Here is a 16,489-nt window from a genome sequence, read left to right as displayed (position 1 = left end):
CCCATGTCTGCCTTTCGTACCCACGGCCGCGGGCACCTGAGCGGCCCGGTAGTGGTTATCGGAACGGGACTGCTGGGTACCAGCATCGGCCTGGGACTCCGGGGCCGCGGCGTATCCGTATTCCTGTCCGACCCGTCACCCACCAACCAGGCGGTCGCCGTCGATATCGGGGCAGGCCTTCCATTGCCGCGCCTTGGCGACGAGCAGCCCGAACTTGTTGTTGTGGCCGCTCCGCCGGACGTAACAGCGGACGTGGTGCAGCGCTCACTGGCTGACTACCCCGCGGCAACAGTGGTGGACATCGCCAGCGTCAAGGCCGGAATCCTGGCCGACCTTCGGGGTCGCGGCGTGGACCTTGCCCGCTACGTGGGCACGCATCCGATGGCCGGACGGGAAAAGTCAGGACCCGTGGCGGCCCGAGGTGAGCTGTTCACCTCCATGCCGTGGGTGGTTTGCCCGTCGGCGGAAACGTCGCCGGGGGCGCTGCAGGCCGCCCGTGCCCTGGCCACGGACCTCGGTGCCGTGGTCACACAGTTCGGCGCCGAGGAACATGACCACGCCGTGGCGCTCGTGTCGCACCTTCCCCAGGTGATGTCATCGCTGGTGGCCAGCCGGCTGCAGGGTACGCCTCTGCACGCCTTGTCCCTGGCCGGAAACGGTTTGCGCGACGTCACCCGGATCGCGGCCAGCGATCCCACGCTGTGGGTCCAGATTCTGGGTGCCAACGCGGGCCCGGTGGTCGAGATCCTGCACGGCGTGCGTGAGGACCTCAACCGCCTGATTGGCACGCTTGAAGATCCGGCTGCCCCCGGTGCCCGCCTTGACCTGGCCCAGCTGATCAGCGAGGGCAACGCCGGCCAGTCCCGGATTCCGGGCAAGCATGGCGGACCCCCGCAGGCCTATTCCTGGTTGACCGTCCTGGTGGACGACCGGCCGGGACAGATCGCCCGCCTCCTGACGGAGATCGGCGAAATCGGGGTCAACCTCGAAGACCTGCGGCTGGACCACTCCTCCGGGCAGAATGTAGGAATGGTGGAACTGTCGGTTTTGCCCAACAAACATGATCTGCTGATCGAAGCACTCAACGACCGTGGATGGCGGGTACTGCAGTAATGACACAGGAACTCATTGATACCGTGCCCATGCTTCGCCAGGGCCGGCCGCTGGTGGTTGCCATCGACGGCCCTTCCGGGTCCGGGAAGTCCAGCGTCAGCAGGGAAGTGGCACGACGCCTCCGCCTGGCATACCTGGACACGGGCGCCATGTACCGTGCCCTGACCTGGTACTGCCTGGACCGGGGCATCGACCTGGGCGACGCCGGGGCCATTGAGCAGGCGTCCGAGGACCTGCCGCTGGACGTCAGCACCACCCCGAATGAGGAATACGTCCGGGTAGGCGGAATCGACGTGACCGAGGCCATCCGTGAACCGGCCATCTCCTCGGCCGTCAGTGCCATCGCCACCACCCTCGGTGCGCGGAAGGAACTGGTGCGCCGGCAGCGTGAATTGATTGAGGTCCACCACCGCCGCATCGTGGTGGAAGGGCGGGACATCACCACCGTGGTGGCGCCCAACGCTGAAGTCCGCATGCTGCTGACTGCCAGCGAGGAGGCCAGGCTGCGCCGCCGGGGCGTCCAGCTGGGCGGCACGCAGAGCGCTGAGCAGCTGGCGGCCCAGGTCACCCAGCGCGACGCCAAGGACTCGACGGTCGTCAACTTCACCACGGCTGCTGACGGTGTTGTCACCCTGGATTCGTCGGATCTGGACTTCGACGGCACCGTTGGCGCGGCCCTGGGCATCGTCAACAAGGTCCTCAACCGTGACTGACGCGGGAGGCCCCCGTCCGGGCCGACGCCAGGCAGGCGAGGGAGTCCTGCCGGGTGCCTGGACCACGGCTTGGAGCCGGCCGGTCGGCTGGTTGCTGGACCATGTGGTCTACCGGACGACAATCCACGGACGGGACAACGTTCCGGTTGAAGGCCCCGTGATCTTTGCCGGCAACCACATCAGCTTCCTGGACGGGCCGGTGATGTTCGGCGCGTCGCCGCGCCCCATGCACATCCTCGTTAAAAAGGAAATGTTCAAGGGTTTCCTCGGGCGCGTCCTCAAGGCTTCGGGCCAGCTTCCGGTGGACCGTTCCGGCGACCGGGCCGCGCTGCAGCTCAGCAAATGCGCGCTCGACGCCGGCAGGTGCGTCGGTATCCTCCCGGAAGGAACACGGGGGCGCGGCGAGGCCTCCACCATTAACAACGGGGTCGCCTGGCTCGCGCTGAACTCCGGCGCCACCGTGGTTCCCGTTGCCATCCTGGGCACCAGGATCGGCGGCGAACACCTCGACGCCGTGCCGTGGCCGGGCCGGAGGCTGCATGTCAGCTTCGGCAAGGCCCTGGCTGTAGGACGAAGGCCCGGCGAGACAGGGCGTGTTTCAATGGACAGGGCGGGAAATGAGATCCGCGCTGCATTGGCACGCCATGTCCAGCAAACGATTCAACTCAGCGGGCAGCCTTTGCCCGGCGCGGATTCCCCGCAAAAACGTCATGAAGAAGTAGCCGGGACGCCGGCAGATCACCACTAAGGAAAGTGCAATGAGCGATACGACTCAAGCCTCCGGCAAATTTGGCGCCGGCGAAGACGAATACACGCCCACCGGCACGGACCAGGTGGCGGAGCATCTTGCTGCCCTGGACGATGACGAGGCCGAGCTCCGAGCCGCCTCCCTCCGGGCCGGCCTGGACGACTACGAACTGGACGAGGATGACGCCGCCCTCCTGAGCGGCCACTACGACGACGAGGACTTCGACGGTCCGGTCAAGCTCGATCCGGTCCTGGCCATCATCGGCCGCCCGAACGTCGGCAAGTCCACCTTGGTGAACCGTATCCTCGGCCGCCGCGAAGCCGTGGTGGAGGATACCCCCGGCGTCACGCGCGACCGTGTGATGTACTCGGCCACCTGGAACGGCCGGAACTTCACCGTGGTGGACACCGGCGGCTGGGAGCACGATGCCCGCGGCATCCACGCCCGGGTCGCCGAACAGGCCGAGATGGCCGTGGAACTCGCCGACGCCGTGCTGTTCGTCGTCGACTCCGCAGTCGGGGCCACCGCCACGGACGAAGCCGTCGTAAAGATGCTCCGCAAGTCCAAGAAGCCGGTCATCATGGTGGCCAACAAGGTGGATGACTTCGCGCAGGAAGCCGATTCGGCAACGCTCTGGGGCCTTGGCTTCGGTGAGCCGTACCCGGTTTCGGCACTGCACGGCCGGGGCGTCGCCGACCTCCTCGACCACGTCATGGACACCCTGCCCGAGTACTCCACGATCGAAGGCCTGGAACGCTCCGGCGGCCCGCGCCGCATCGCGCTGATCGGCCGTCCGAACGTGGGCAAGTCCTCCCTGCTTAACAAGCTGGCGGGTTCCGAGCGTGTTGTCGTGGACAACACCGCCGGCACCACCCGCGACCCCGTCGATGAGTTCATCGAACTTGGCGGACGCACCTGGCGCTTTGTCGACACAGCCGGCATCCGCCGCCGCCAGCACATGGCACAGGGCGCAGACTTCTACGCCTCGCTGCGTACGCAGAGCGCCCTGGAAAAGGCGGAGGTCGCCGTCGTGCTGCTCGCCGTGGACGAAGTGCTCAGCGAGCAGGATGTCCGCATCCTGCAGCTGGCCATCGAATCCGGGCGCGCACTGGTTCTCGCCTTCAATAAATGGGACCTGCTGGACGACGAACGCCGCACCTACCTGGAACGTGAAATCGAGCAGGACCTGGCCCACGTGGCCTGGGCGCCGCGCGTGAACATTTCGGCGCTGACGGGCTGGCACAAGGACCGTCTGGTTCCTGCATTGGACACGGCACTGGAAAGCTGGGACAAGCGCATCCCCACCGGACGCCTGAACGCCTTCCTCGGCGAACTCGTGGCTGCACACCCGCACCCGGTGCGCGGCGGCAAGCAGCCCCGCATCCTCTTCGGCACCCAGGCTTCCAGCCGCCCGCCGAAATTTGTCCTGTTCACTACCGGGTTCCTGGACCCGGGATACCGCCGCTTCATTACCCGGCGCCTCCGCGAAACCTTCGGTTTCGAGGGAACGCCCATCGAGGTCAACATGCGCGTCCGTGAAAAGCGCGGCAAGAAGCGTTAATTACGACACACCTCGCCGGTGACACCCGCAAAGTGTCACTTGCACCCTCCGGAATCGTGTAAGCTTTTGGAGGTGGTTCGGCCGGACTGCTGAGGTAAAAATCCCGGGGTAACTAGGAGGAAAACCGAAGCGGAGAACGGCGGAACTAACGGGCTGTAGCGCAGCTTGGTAGCGCACTTGACTGGGGGTCAAGGGGTCGCAGGTTCAAATCCTGTCAGCCCGACCAGCAAGAAAAAACCGCTCCGTTTCCGGGAATCATCCCGGGACGGGGCGGTTTTTCGTTAAGCGCGGGTTCTTATGCCGTACTTTGTGCCGTGACAGGTTGCCTTCCTACTTCAGGAAACGGGACGTCCTCCGGTCTGCCAGGATCTTGCCGCCTGTCTGGCACGTCGGACAGTACTGGAGGGCCCTGTCGGCAAAAGACACTTCACGGATGGTGTCGCCGCAGACCGGGCACTCATCACCGGTCCGGCCGTGGACGCGCATGGTGTTCCGCTTCGCGTCCTTCAATTCGTTGGGTGCCTTTCCCACGGCCTCCGCCACCGCCGTGCCCAGGATGCTGTGGACGGAGTCGTAGAGAACGCGGACGGCTGCCGGGTCCAGCGACTTCGCGATGGCGAAAGGGGAGATCCGCGCCGCGTGGAGGATTTCGTCACTGTAGGCGTTCCCGATTCCGGCGATCACTCCCTGATTCCGTAATAGTCCCTTAATCTGCTGGGTGCTCGCGGAGAGAATTTCAGCAAAAGTGTCTAGGCTGAACGAGTCGCCTAGCGGGTCGGGGCCCAGAGTGGCGACTCCGGGGATCTGTTCGGGGTCCCGGACCACGTAAAGTGCGAGGCTCTTCTTTGTGCCTGCCTCCGTGAGGTCGATCCCTATCTGCACTTCGCCGCCGTCGGTTTCCGGCCTTCTCATGGTGAATTCCAGCCGCGCGGCGATGTACCCCTTGCCCCGTGGCAGCACGGCATGGGTGGGCGATTCCGTGTACCTCAGCCAGCCGGCCTTGGCCAAGTGGAACGCGACGTAGATTCCGTCAGCGTCCAGGATGATGAACTTCCCGCGGCGCTGGACACCGGAGATGGCGCGGCCTTCCAATGCCGTATACGGCGGGTCTGCCGTCTTGAGGACCGCGAAGGACACGATCTGGATTTTCGTCAGTACAGCTCCACGAAGCCGGGCGCCCAGGAAAGCGCTCAGCCCGGCCACTTCGGGAAGTTCTGGCATGTCACTACTGTGCCACAAGGGGCAGACAGGGGCTCCCTGCCGCGGCTGTCGATGTGCATATACTTTCAGCGGCGGCTTGTTCTGCAGACCTCCGATGACATTGCTGATTGACCAATATTCGTGGTTGACCCGATGAAAGGCCCCTGATGAGCAACATTCCCGAAGACCTGTCCTACACTGCCGAACACGAGTGGGTTTCCGCCCCGAACGCCGACGGCGTGGTGCGGGTTGGCATCACCGATTTCGCCCAGGACGCACTGGGTGACGTCGTTTACGCGCAGATGCCCGAAGTCGGCACCAAGGTCGCCGCGAACGAGGTCGTGGGCGAGGTTGAGTCCACCAAGAGCGTGAGCGACATCTACGCTCCCGTGAGCGGCGAAATCGTCGCAAGGAACGAAGCCCTGGACACCGATTCGGCACTGATTAACAGCGATCCTTACGGCGACGGCTGGCTTATCGAGGTCAAGCTCGCAGAGGCCGACGCAGTGGAGTCCCTGCTCAGTGCATCGGAGTACGAACAACAGGTAGGCTAAAGATAACCGGCATGGCCGTCCGGCTGCTGAGCGATCAGCAGCCGGACGGCACGCCGTAACCGGATCTGCCAGGCTTTTCCGGAGGGCACGCGTTGTTTGCAGGGGGACATCTGCAACGGAAGAGGAGGAATCCATGGTTGGTCACGAGAATAGCCACAACGTTGGTGATTACGGCACGGGCGGAGTGAAAGCTTCGGAGACCACCTCGATCCATCTCACGCCGATCCGTGATGAGCCGATCATTGCGCCCAAGCTCTCTCCGGAGGAGCGGGTTGCAGTTGAAGCCCTTCCGTTCGGTTCGGCGCTCCTGGTTGCCCACAGCGGGCCCAACACCGGTGCTCGTTTCCTGCTGGACTCTGATGTCACCACTGCGGGCCGCCACCCGGACGCGGACATCTTCCTTGACGACGTCACGGTCTCCCGCCGCCACGTCGAGTTCCGTCGGACGGCACGAAGCTTTGAGGTCGTTGACACCGGCAGCCTCAATGGAACCTATGTCAACCACGACCGCGTGGACAGCGTGGAACTCAAGTCCGGCAATGAAGTCCAGATCGGCAAGTTCCGGCTCACTTTCTACCTCAGCCCTGCCCGCGCAGCAGGCAACGTCTGATCCCGGGGTAGTTGCCTGTGGCTCTGGCACAACAACCGGAACGGCGCGGACCCCAGGTCCTGAATATCGGGGAAGTACTCGCGCAACTGAGTGACGACTTCCCTGGCATGACGGCGTCCAAAATCAGGTTCCTTGAAGAAAAAGGCCTGATCAATCCCCAACGCACGCCGGCCGGCTACCGGCAGTACGCGGACACGGATGTAGAGCGGCTCCGCTTCGTACTGGCTCTCCAGCGCGACCAATACCTACCGCTGAAGGTGATCAAGGATTACCTTGACGCCATCGACCGCGGCGAACGCCCGGAGAACCTGCCGCCTGGCGTTACCGTGTCCCCGCGGATCGTGTCGGACGAGCTCGCCACCGAACTGCAGAACAAGGTGCGCCGACTCAGCGAAGACCAGTTGCGGGCCGAGTCCGGCGCCAGTGTGCCGCTGCTTCGGTCCCTGCTTGAATTCGGGCTGATCGGCCACGTCAACGGGAAGTTCGATGAACACGCCCTGCAGGTGGCCCGTGCCTGCGTCCAGCTGGAAAGCCATGGCCTCGAACCCCGCCACCTGCGGCCGTTCCAGGCCGCCGCGGAGCGGGAGTTTGGCCTGGTGGAACGTGCCGTAGCGCCGCTGACGTCCCGCAAGGACGCGGCATCCCATGCCCGGGCCGCCGAGGCAGCCCGGGAGATCAGTGATCTCTGCCTGACGCTGCACCGGGCTTTGGTGCAGGACCGCATATCGCGAATGGATATCTGATGATTGAAGTCGAGATCGTAGGTGTGAGGATCGAATTGCCGTCGAACCAGCCGCTGGTGCTGCTTCGCGAACTTCACGGCGAACGGCACGTGCCCATCTGGATCGGCACCCCGGAAGCCAGTGCTATTGCGTTGGCCCAGCAGGGTGTGGTGCCGCCACGGCCCATGACGCACGACCTCCTGATCGACGTCGTCGAATCGTTGGGTCACTCCATCGTCAGTGTGAACATCGTCGCCGTCGAAGACAACATCTTCTACGGTCAGCTCCAGTTTGAAGACGGCACCACCGTGAGCTCCAGGGCCTCCGATGCCCTTGCCCTGGCCCTGCGGGCCAAGTGCCGTATCTGGTGCGCGGATTCGGTGATGGATGAGGCAGGTGTCCGGATTACCGAGCACGACGAAGGCGAAGACACCGAGCCCGGACCCACCGTGGACGAGGAGCGTGAACTGCGGCGCTTCCGCGAGTTCCTCGACGACGTGGAGCCGGAAGACTTCGACGGCTAGGGTCACGTTAAGGTTAAAGTTGAGGCTGAAAGTTTCGACACGCCCCTCAAAGTAGGCCAACGTCTTTGACCTTGGGCCGTGGCAGGCCTAACGTCGAAGATATCAAGTTCCCATTGCATACAACAGCCGCGCAAGTCACACTGGAATGTGCAGCTCCGGCTGAAATTACACAGATGAATTTCAGATCTGTGATCGCTGGTGCCGCAACTTCCTTAGGGGAGCATACGACGAGGAGGGTCCACGTGAGTCCGAAAGGCGAAGCAGGCGAGCTCAAGCAGGCTTCAACGGCAGGCGTTGCCCTGCCCGCGAGCGGTGCTCAGGGCCTCCTCTTCACGGAAGACCTTCCTGTCCTGGACGAGGACGCGGGCTACCGCGGACCGACTGCCTGCAAGGCCGCAGGCATCACTTACCGCCAGCTCGACTACTGGGCACGCACGGGCCTTGTTGAGCCCGCAGTTCGAGGCGCCGCCGGTTCCGGCTCGCAGCGGCTCTACGGCTTCCGCGACATCCTGGTGCTGAAAGTGGTCAAGCGGCTGCTGGACACGGGCGTCTCGCTGCAGCAGATCCGTTCCGCTGTGGAGCACTTGCGGGAACGCGGCGTTGAGGACCTCGCACAGATCACACTCATGAGCGACGGCGCGAGCGTCTATGAGTGCACGTCCGCGGACGAGGTCATTGATCTGGTCCAGGGCGGCCAGGGCGTCTTCGGAATCGCCGTCGGCCGGGTGTGGCGCGAAGTGGAAGGCAGCCTCGCTGCGCTTCCCAGCGAGCACGCCGTCGAGCAGTCCTTTCCGGACGATGAACTCAGCAAGCGCCGCGCCGCCCGCAAGACCGGCACCACAGGCTAACGGTTCCACCCTCAGCAGAAAGGCCGCCTTCCGAAGTGAAGGCGGCCTTTCTGCGTTCAGTGTGCGTGCCGGTTACGAGGAGGGCATTTGTCTCCGTGGTCAGCTACCGGAGGCTCCGTTCCCGGAGGGCCCCGGCGGAATCAGAGCCGTTGGAGGCCAGGAGGTTGTCAAGAAGAGTGTTGAACAAACTGGCGGCATTTTTCGCCGAATCGCCCGGCCAGTGGTGCACGGAATGCGCCGCACCCTGGATCTGCTGCCAGTTTGCCTGCTCCGGAATGTGGGGAGTCAGCAGCAGTTCACCGAACATCGACTGCATCTCCGCGAGGCGGAAGGCGTGCTCGGACGAACCCGAGCGGACGCGGTTCGCAATAATGCCGGCGGGGGAGAGGTTCGGGGCGAACTCCTGGCGGAACAGCTGGATGGCGCGCATAGTGCGCTCCGTACCCGCCACGGAAAACAGGCCAGGTTCGGCAACCAGGGCCACCTTGTCGCTGGCGGACCACGCCATCCGGGTCAGACCGTTCAGCGACGGCGGGCAGTCCACCAGGATTAGCTGGTACTTGTCCGTGCCGGCCAGAACCGCCGACAACCTGCGCAGGTCCCTGCGGCCAAGGTCAGGCCGGTCGTAAATGCCCGTGTAAGCGGAACCCACCGCGACGTCCAGGACGGCGGGCCGGGCTCCGTTATAGTTTTCCCGGGCCACCCAGCCGCTGGTGACGACGTTCTCCGTAAGCCGGGCGCGGCGGGGGCTCTTCAGCATCCTGCCGATGTCGAGCTGGTCATCCGGCTGGACACCAAGCGCCGTGCTGGCATCCGCGTGCGGATCAAGGTCCACCACAAGGGTGGGGATGCCGGCGGCCAGGGCCGCAGATGCCAATCCGGTGGTGACGGAAGTTTTGCCGACCCCGCCTTTGAGGCTGCTGATGCTGACTACTTGCACGTGAAAAACCAATACCTAACGCCGGTTGCCGTTTTGGGGTAGTGCCGGCTCCGGCTCCCCGGAGCGGAGGGCGCGCGTAAGCGCCCCCGACTCATCATATGTTGCCCCGGTGATGAATCCCGCTTCATCGGGCGTGTGTGCGGCGCATACCACGCAGACGCCGGCGGCCGGTATCGGTTGGGTCTGCCTAATCCGGCCTCCATGACGGATAATTCTGTGATGGTCGACACAATGATTTGTGTTTCCACGCGCCCGTCTTACACACTGTGACCACTTACCGATACACCCGCAATGATGCAGGAGAAGTATGTTTTCCAAGATTCTGGTGGCTAACCGCGGCGAAATCGCGATCCGCGCCTTCCGTGCCGGCTACGAGCTGGGCGCCAAGACTGTTGCCGTGTTCCCGAACGAGGACCGTAACTCCATCCACCGCCAGAAGGCTGATGAAGCGTACCTGATCGGCGAAGAGGGCCATCCCGTCCGCGCGTACCTCGACGTGGATGAGGTGGTCCGGGTGGCCAAGGAATCCGGTGCCGACGCCATCTACCCCGGTTACGGATTCCTCTCGGAGAATCCCCGCCTGGCCCGGGCCGCGAAAGAGGCCGGCATCACCTTTGTCGGACCTCCGGCTGAGGTCCTTGAGCTGGCAGGAAACAAGGTTGCCGCCCTCGAAGCGGCACGCGCGGCCGGTGTTCCCGTCCTTAAGTCGAGCCAGCCCTCCAAGGACCTGGACGTTCTGATCGCCGCCGCGGACGAGATCGGCTTCCCCATTTTCGCCAAGGCCGTGGCCGGCGGCGGCGGGCGCGGCATGCGGCGGGTGGACACCCGTGACGCGCTTCCCGAAGCGCTCCAGGCTGCCATGCGCGAAGCCGATGCCGCGTTCGGTGACCCCACCATGTTCCTGGAACAGGCCGTGCTTCGCCCCCGGCACATCGAGGTCCAGATCCTGGCGGACGCCGAGGGCAACGTCATGCACCTCTTCGAACGCGACTGCTCCATCCAGCGCCGCCACCAGAAGGTGATCGAGATTGCGCCGGCACCGAACCTGGATGAAGGCATCCGTCAGGCGCTTTACCGCGATGCCGTGAAGTTCGCCAAGGCGCTCAACTACGTCAACGCCGGTACCGTGGAGTTCCTCGTGGACACCGTCGGGGAACGCGCGGGCCAGCATGTGTTCATCGAGATGAACCCCCGCATCCAGGTGGAGCACACGGTCACCGAGGAAGTCACCGACGTGGACCTGGTGCAGGCGCAGCTGCGCATCGCTTCCGGTGAGACACTCGCTGACCTTGGCCTCTCACAGGAGACCGTCCAGCTCAAGGGTGCAGCACTGCAGTGCCGCATCACCACGGAGGATCCGGCCAACGGCTTCCGGCCGGACGTCGGGAAGATCACCGGCTACCGGTCCGCCGGCGGCGCCGGTGTACGGCTCGACGGCGGCACCGTCTACTCGGGTGCCGAAATCAGCCCGCACTTCGACTCCATGCTGGTCAAGCTGACCTGCCGCGGCCGCGACTACCCCGCAGCCGTCGCCAGGGCGCGCCGCGCCCTGGCTGAATTCCGCATCCGCGGCGTATCCACCAACATTTCCTTCCTCCAGGCCGTCCTGGACGACAAGGACTTCATCGCCGGCGATGTCGCCACCAACTTCATCGACCAGCGCCCCGAGCTGCTCAAGGCCCGTGTCTCCGCGGACCGCGGCACCAAGCTGCTGACCTGGCTGGCAGAGGTCACCGTCAACAAGCCCAACGGCGAGCTCACGGTCCACTCGGACCCCGCGGCCAAGCTGCCCGCGGTGGGGGACACCCCCGCACCCAAGGGCTCGCGCCAGAGGCTGCTCGAGCTGGGTCCGGAAGGCTTCGCCAAGGCCCTGCGCGCCCAGGAGGCCGTCGCCGTCACCGACACCACGTTCCGTGACGCCCACCAGTCGCTGCTGGCCACCCGGGTCCGTACCCGCGACCTCGTGGCGGCCGGCCCCGCCGTGTCCGCACTGCTCCCCGAACTGCTGTCCGTGGAGGCGTGGGGCGGTGCCACGTACGACGTCGCCCTGCGGTTCCTCGGCGAGGATCCCTGGGACCGGCTTGCCGCGCTTCGCACGGCACTGCCCAACATCTGCCTGCAGATGCTGCTCCGCGGCCGCAATACCGTGGGCTACACGCCGTACCCCGAGGAAGTCACCGAGGCATTCGTCAACGAGGCTGCCGCCACCGGCATCGACATCTTCCGGATCTTCGACGCCCTCAACGACGTCAACCAGATGGCCCCGGCCATCCGCGCCGTCCGGGCCACCGGTACCGCCGTCGCTGAAGTCGCCCTCTGCTACACCGGGGACATGCTTGATCCCGACGAAAAGCTGTACACGTTGGACTACTACCTGGAGCTGGCGCAGAAGATCGTCGACGCCGGTGCCCACATCCTCGCCATCAAGGACATGGCCGGGCTGTTGCGTCCCGCGGCCGCAGCGAAGCTTGTGGCGGCCTTGCGGGAACGCTTCGACCTTCCGGTCCACCTGCACACGCATGACACCGCAGGCGGCCAGCTGGCCACGCTGCTGGCGGCAGTGGATGCGGGAGTGGACGCGGTGGACGTCGCTTCGGCTTCCCTGGCCGGCACCACCAGCCAGCCCTCGGCATCCGCACTGGTTGCCGCCCTGGCCCACACTCCGCGCGACACAGGCCTGGGCCTGGCCAAGGTCAGCTCGCTGGAACCCTACTGGGAGGCCGTGCGGCGCGTCTACGCACCCTTTGAATCCGGCTTGCCGGGCCCCACCGGCCGTGTCTACCAGCACGAGATCCCCGGCGGCCAGCTCTCCAACCTGCGGCAGCAGGCCATGGCCCTTGGCCTCGGGGAACGCTTCGAGGCCATCGAGGACATGTACACGGCAGCCGACCGCATCCTGGGCCGCCTCGTGAAGGTCACTCCGTCTTCCAAGGTGGTAGGCGACCTCGCCCTGCACCTCGTGGGCCTTAACGCCGACCCCGCGGACTTCAACGAAAACCCGCAGAGCTACGACATCCCCGATTCAGTCATCGGGTTCCTGTCCGGTGAGCTTGGTGATCCTCCCGGAGGCTGGCCGGAGCCGTTCCGTACCAAGGCCCTCCAGGGACGCAGCATCAAGGTGCGGGACGCCGAGCTCAGCGCCGAAGACAGCGCCGCGCTGAAGGGCGACTCCAAGACCCGCCAGCAGACCCTCAACCGCCTGCTCTTCGAGGGTCCCACGAAGGACTACCAGAAGAGCGTGGAGACCTACGGCAACCTCTCCGTCCTGGATACCCGCGACTACCTCTTCGGCCTCCAGCGCGGGGCCGAGCACGAGATCGAACTGGAGAAGGGCGTCCGCCTGATCGCCTCCCTCGAAGCTGTGTCTGAGCCGGACGAGAAGGGCATGCGCACCGTGATGTGCACGCTCAACGGACAGTCCAGGCCGGTGGTGGTCCGCGACCGTTCCGTGGTCAGCAACGTCAAGGCAGCTGAAAAAGCGGATGCCAGCCAGCCGGGCCACGTCGCAGCGCCGTTCGCCGGAGCCGTGACACTGACGGTCAAGGTGGGCGACGCCGTGAATGCCGGAGACACCGTTGCCACCATCGAGGCCATGAAGATGGAGGCCTCCATCACGACGCCGGTGGCCGGCACCGTTTCGCGCCTCGCCGTCGGCGCCGTGGAACAGGTCCAGGGCGGGGACCTGCTGCTGGTCGTCGAGTAGCCAGACAAACAGGCAACGTCGCAAAGACAACGTCGAACAGGCACAAAGGGAGGGCCTCCCGGTTCAACATGAACCGGGAGGCCCTCCCTTGTTGTGCTGGCCGACTCTTAGTGCTGTCCGGACGGCTCGGTACGGGCAGGGCGCGGTGCCGCGTACATCTCCCCGATGACCGCTTCGAAGTCCTTCATCACCTGGGCCCGCTTGACCTTCATGGACGGGGTCAGGTGGCCGGAAGCCTCCGTGAAGTCGGACGGCACGATCCGGAACGACTTGATGGCTTCGGCCTGGGACACTGAGTGGTTTGCGCGGGTGATGAGATCCTGGACGGCGGCCTTGACCACCGGATGGTCCGCCGCTTCAGCGACGGTGGTGGAGGCCGGCAGCCCGTGTCGCTGCAGCCACCCCGGCAGGGCTTCCTCATCCAGGGTCACCAAGGCGCCGATGAACGGCATGTTGTCTCCCACAACGAGCACCTGCGAAACCAGGGCGTCGGCCCGGATCTGGTCTTCGAGCAGGGCGGGCACAACGTTCTTGCCGCTGGCCGTCACGATGATCTCCTTCTTGCGGCCCGTGATGGTCAGGAAGCCGTCATCGTCCATCTGACCGATGTCGCCGGTGCGGAACCAGCCGTCCACGAACGTGTCCGCCGCCAGGTCTTCGCGCTTGTAGTAGCCGCGCATCACGCAGACGCCCTTGGCGAGGATCTCGCCGTCGTCGGCTATCTTCACCGCATTTCCCGGCAGGGGAGCGCCGACCGTCCCGATCCTGATGAGCGAGGGGGTGTTGACCGTAATGGGCGCGGTGGTCTCGGTCAGGCCGTAGCCTTCGAGGATCTGCATGCCGATGCCTTGGAAGAAGTGCCCCAGGCGCTCGCCCAGCGGGCCGCCACCGGACACGGCGTGGGCCACCTGGCCGCCCATGGCTGCACGCAGCTTGCTGTAAACCAGCTTGTCGAACAGCGCATGGCGTAGCTTGAGGCCGAAGCCGATCGACCCGGCCTGGCGGGCCCGCGAGTAGGCGATTGCAGTGTCGGCCGCCTTGTGGAAGATGGCGCCCTTGCCGCCGTCCTCCGCCTTCGTCATCGCCGAGTTGTAGACCTTTTCAAAAACGCGCGGCACTGCGAGGATGAACGTGGGCTTGTAGCTCTGCAGGTCCGGCAAGAGGTGCTTAATGTCCGGAGTGTGTGCCACCGTAACGCCGGCCGCCACGGCGAGGACCGAGATGAACCGGGCGAACACGTGGGCGAGCGGCAGGAACATGATGGTCCGCGCCTGTTCGTGGACGATGCCGGACAGCGATGTGGCCAGCGCGTTCTCGGATAGCTCCACGAAGTTTCCGTGGGTCAGTTCGCAGCCCTTGGGCCTGCCGGTGGTGCCGGAGGTGTAGATGATCGTCGCCACGTCGGTGAGCGAAGCCTGGCTCCTGCGGGCTTCGAGTGCGTCGTCGCTGACAGCGGTTCCGGCGGCGCGGAGTTCGTCCAGCCCTGCGCCTTCCAGCTGCCAGACGTGGGCGAGGGAGGAGAGCCCTTCGGACGTGGCGGCCTGCCGGATGACGTCCTCGTGGTGGGCCGACTCGCCAAACGCTGCCACGGCACCTGAATCGCCGAGGTTCCAGGCAACCTGGCTGGGCGAGGATGTTTCGTAGATGGGGACGGAGACGCCGCCAGCGAACCAGATGGCAAAGTCCACCAGTGCCCACTCATACCGTGTGCGGGACATGATGCCCACGCGGTCGCCGGCCGCCACGCCGCTGGCCATGAGGCCCTTGGCGAGCACGCGGACGTCGGCGAGGAAATCGGTGGCGGAAATGTCCTGCCACTGTCCGGCGGCGTCGAGCCGCGAATACAGGGAAGGGTTCGAGGCCTTGGCGGCCTGCCGCAGCACCAGGTCGGTGATGTTGGTTTCCGGGGGTACATTCACCAAGGGCGGAACACTGAATTCGCGCACGATAGCTCCTTTGTTATCCATAGACCCGCAGGGGGTACTGCTAACACTAGTACGCCCGCTGTGGAGGTGTGTTCTGTTTCACCTACTGGCGAGTAACTTTACGGTTAAGCACGTGAAACCCGCCACCCCCGGCCTTCCGGGAGGCGTGTCCCGCAGGTGCGCCGCCCCGGAAATAAGGGGCGGGCAATAGAATGGGGAACCATGCATACTCCTTCGCCCGGCGCCTCGCCCAGACCCTTTCGACGGACGGCTGCCTGGCGGCGCAGGAAGCCTGCCGGGCAGGAAGTGCTGGCCGCGAGCCAGACCTTCCGCGAGCACCTCCGCCTGGGGCGCAAGGGCCTGGCCATCGGTGTGGATATCGGGGGCACCAAGGTTGCCGCCGGCGTAGTGGATGCCGACGGCAGGATACTGAGCCAGGCCAGGCGCTCCACGCCGGGGAACGACCCCCGGGCCGTGGAACAGGTGATTGTGGAACTTGTGGAGGAGCTGAGCCGCGGCCACCGCATCTGGTCAGTGGGAATCGGCGCGGCCGGCTGGATGGACCTCGACGGCGGGACGGTGCTGTTCAGCCCGCACCTCGCCTGGCGCAACGAACCCCTGCGGGAGAACCTCCAGCGCCTGCTGCGCCGGCCGGTGCTGCTGACCAACGACGCCGATGCCGCCGCGTGGGCCGAATGGCGCTTTGGCGCCGGGCAGGGACAGAACAGGCTCGTTTGCATCACCCTTGGCACCGGGATCGGCGGTGCCATGGTGATGGACGGCCGGGTGGAACGCGGACGTTTTGGCGTGGCGGGCGAATTCGGCCACCAGATCATCATGCCCGGCGGCCACCGCTGCGAATGCGGAAACCGCGGCTGCTGGGAACAATACGCGTCAGGCAACGCCCTCGGCCGCGAAGCCCGCGAGTTGGCTGCTGCCAATTCGCCGGTGGCACAGGAACTCCTCAAAGCCGTGGACGGGCAGGTGGACCGGATCACCGGCGTCATCGTGACGGAACTGGCCAAAGCTGGGGATCCCACCTCCCGGGAACTGCTGGAGGACGTCGGGGAATGGCTGGGGCTGGGGCTCGCCAACCTGGCCGCTGCGCTGGATCCCGGAAAGTTCGTAATCGGCGGGGGCCTGTGCGATGCCGGTGAACTGCTGGTGGCGCCGGCCCGGAAGGCTTTTGCCCGCAATCTGACCGGCCGCGGGTTCCGTCCGGCGGCCGAAATCGCACTGGCAGCGCTCGGCCCCAACGCCGGGCTGATCGGCGCCGCGGACCTGTCCCGGGTCAGCAGCCGGATGCACGGCTAACCGGGAAGTCAACA

At 65.4% G+C, this 16,489-nt stretch carries 14 protein-coding genes and 1 tRNA gene; 12 read left to right on the top strand and 3 right to left on the bottom strand.

The features are described from left to right. Positions 1-3: 3 nt before the first annotated feature. The 5 genes from WMN78_RS01965 (at position 4) to WMN78_RS01945 (ending at position 4,361) form a co-directional block, all read left to right on the top strand. Positions 4-1,113 carry a prephenate dehydrogenase gene (locus tag WMN78_RS01965; RefSeq protein WP_340531706.1) on the top strand — a complete coding sequence of 370 codons (1,110 nt, stop codon included), beginning with the start codon at positions 4-6 and terminating at the stop codon, positions 1,111-1,113. Further along, positions 1,113-1,826 (top strand): (d)CMP kinase, encoded by a 714-nt coding sequence (gene cmk / locus WMN78_RS01960; protein ID WP_340531705.1) that lies wholly within the window; start codon positions 1,113-1,115, stop codon positions 1,824-1,826. Before WMN78_RS01965 ends, cmk begins: the two co-directional genes overlap by 1 nt. 46 nt (positions 1,827-1,872) lie before the next feature. Further along, positions 1,873-2,574 (top strand): lysophospholipid acyltransferase family protein, encoded by a 702-nt coding sequence (locus WMN78_RS01955; RefSeq protein ID WP_340531741.1) that lies wholly within the window; start codon positions 1,873-1,875, stop codon positions 2,572-2,574. Positions 2,575-2,584: 10 nt separating this feature from the next. After that, entirely contained in the window at positions 2,585-4,135 is a 1,551-nt protein-coding gene (der, locus tag WMN78_RS01950) for a ribosome biogenesis GTPase Der (RefSeq protein ID WP_028271704.1), read from the top strand. A 149-nt stretch (positions 4,136-4,284) separates the two neighbouring features. Beyond that, a tRNA-Pro gene (locus WMN78_RS01945) sits at positions 4,285-4,361 on the top strand. A 104-nt stretch (positions 4,362-4,465) separates the two neighbouring features. Here WMN78_RS01945 and WMN78_RS01940 read toward each other — a convergent pair. Then, on the bottom strand, positions 4,466-5,356 hold the full coding sequence (locus tag WMN78_RS01940) for an Fpg/Nei family DNA glycosylase (RefSeq protein ID WP_340531704.1): 891 nt from the start codon (positions 5,354-5,356) through the stop codon (positions 4,466-4,468). 146 nt (positions 5,357-5,502) lie between these two features. Between WMN78_RS01940 and gcvH the strand changes: the two genes are divergently transcribed. The 5 genes from gcvH (at position 5,503) to WMN78_RS01915 (ending at position 8,593) form a co-directional block, all read left to right on the top strand. Beyond that, positions 5,503-5,889 (top strand): glycine cleavage system protein GcvH, encoded by a 387-nt coding sequence (gene gcvH, locus WMN78_RS01935; protein WP_340531702.1) that lies wholly within the window; start codon positions 5,503-5,505, stop codon positions 5,887-5,889. Between the two features lie 133 nt (positions 5,890-6,022). Then, positions 6,023-6,499, top strand: coding sequence for an FHA domain-containing protein (locus tag WMN78_RS01930; RefSeq protein WP_317782153.1), 477 nt, complete (start codon positions 6,023-6,025; stop codon positions 6,497-6,499). A 23-nt stretch (positions 6,500-6,522) separates the two neighbouring features. Beyond that, on the top strand, positions 6,523-7,242 hold the full coding sequence (locus tag WMN78_RS01925) for a MerR family transcriptional regulator (RefSeq protein ID WP_340531740.1): 720 nt from the start codon (positions 6,523-6,525) through the stop codon (positions 7,240-7,242). Beyond that, entirely contained in the window at positions 7,242-7,745 is a 504-nt protein-coding gene (locus WMN78_RS01920) for a bifunctional nuclease family protein (protein ID WP_340531700.1), read from the top strand. Before WMN78_RS01925 ends, WMN78_RS01920 begins: the two co-directional genes overlap by 1 nt. Positions 7,746-7,987: 242 nt before the next feature. Further along, the gene (locus tag WMN78_RS01915; RefSeq protein WP_305940484.1) at positions 7,988-8,593 is read left to right on the top strand and encodes a MerR family transcriptional regulator; all 606 of its coding nucleotides are present in this window, start codon (positions 7,988-7,990) and stop codon (positions 8,591-8,593) included. A gap of 103 nt (positions 8,594-8,696) precedes the next feature. Here WMN78_RS01915 and WMN78_RS01910 read toward each other — a convergent pair whose 3' ends face one another. Next, positions 8,697-9,533, bottom strand: coding sequence for a ParA family protein (locus WMN78_RS01910; RefSeq protein WP_340531697.1), 837 nt, complete (start codon positions 9,531-9,533; stop codon positions 8,697-8,699). A 307-nt stretch (positions 9,534-9,840) separates the two neighbouring features. Here WMN78_RS01910 and WMN78_RS01905 point away from each other — a divergent pair, with 307 nt between their 5' ends. Then, on the top strand, positions 9,841-13,236 hold the full coding sequence (locus WMN78_RS01905) for a pyruvate carboxylase (RefSeq protein ID WP_340531696.1): 3,396 nt from the start codon (positions 9,841-9,843) through the stop codon (positions 13,234-13,236). A gap of 107 nt (positions 13,237-13,343) precedes the next feature. On the opposite strand, the gene WMN78_RS01900 is transcribed toward WMN78_RS01905, so the two are convergent. Continuing rightward, the gene (locus tag WMN78_RS01900) at positions 13,344-15,182 is read right to left on the bottom strand and encodes an AMP-dependent synthetase/ligase (protein ID WP_340531695.1); all 1,839 of its coding nucleotides are present in this window, start codon (positions 15,180-15,182) and stop codon (positions 13,344-13,346) included. A gap of 201 nt (positions 15,183-15,383) precedes the next feature. On the opposite strand from WMN78_RS01900, the gene WMN78_RS01895 reads away from it, so the two are divergent. Then, positions 15,384-16,475 (top strand): ROK family glucokinase, encoded by a 1,092-nt coding sequence (locus WMN78_RS01895; RefSeq protein ID WP_340531694.1) that lies wholly within the window; start codon positions 15,384-15,386, stop codon positions 16,473-16,475. The last annotated feature ends 14 nt before the right edge of the window (positions 16,476-16,489 follow it).

The sequence above is a fragment of the Arthrobacter oryzae genome (assembly GCF_037911235.1).
Taxonomy (GTDB): Bacteria; Actinomycetota; Actinomycetes; order Actinomycetales; family Micrococcaceae; genus Arthrobacter; species Arthrobacter oryzae_E.
This window is presented reverse-complemented; position numbering and strand designations above follow the sequence as displayed.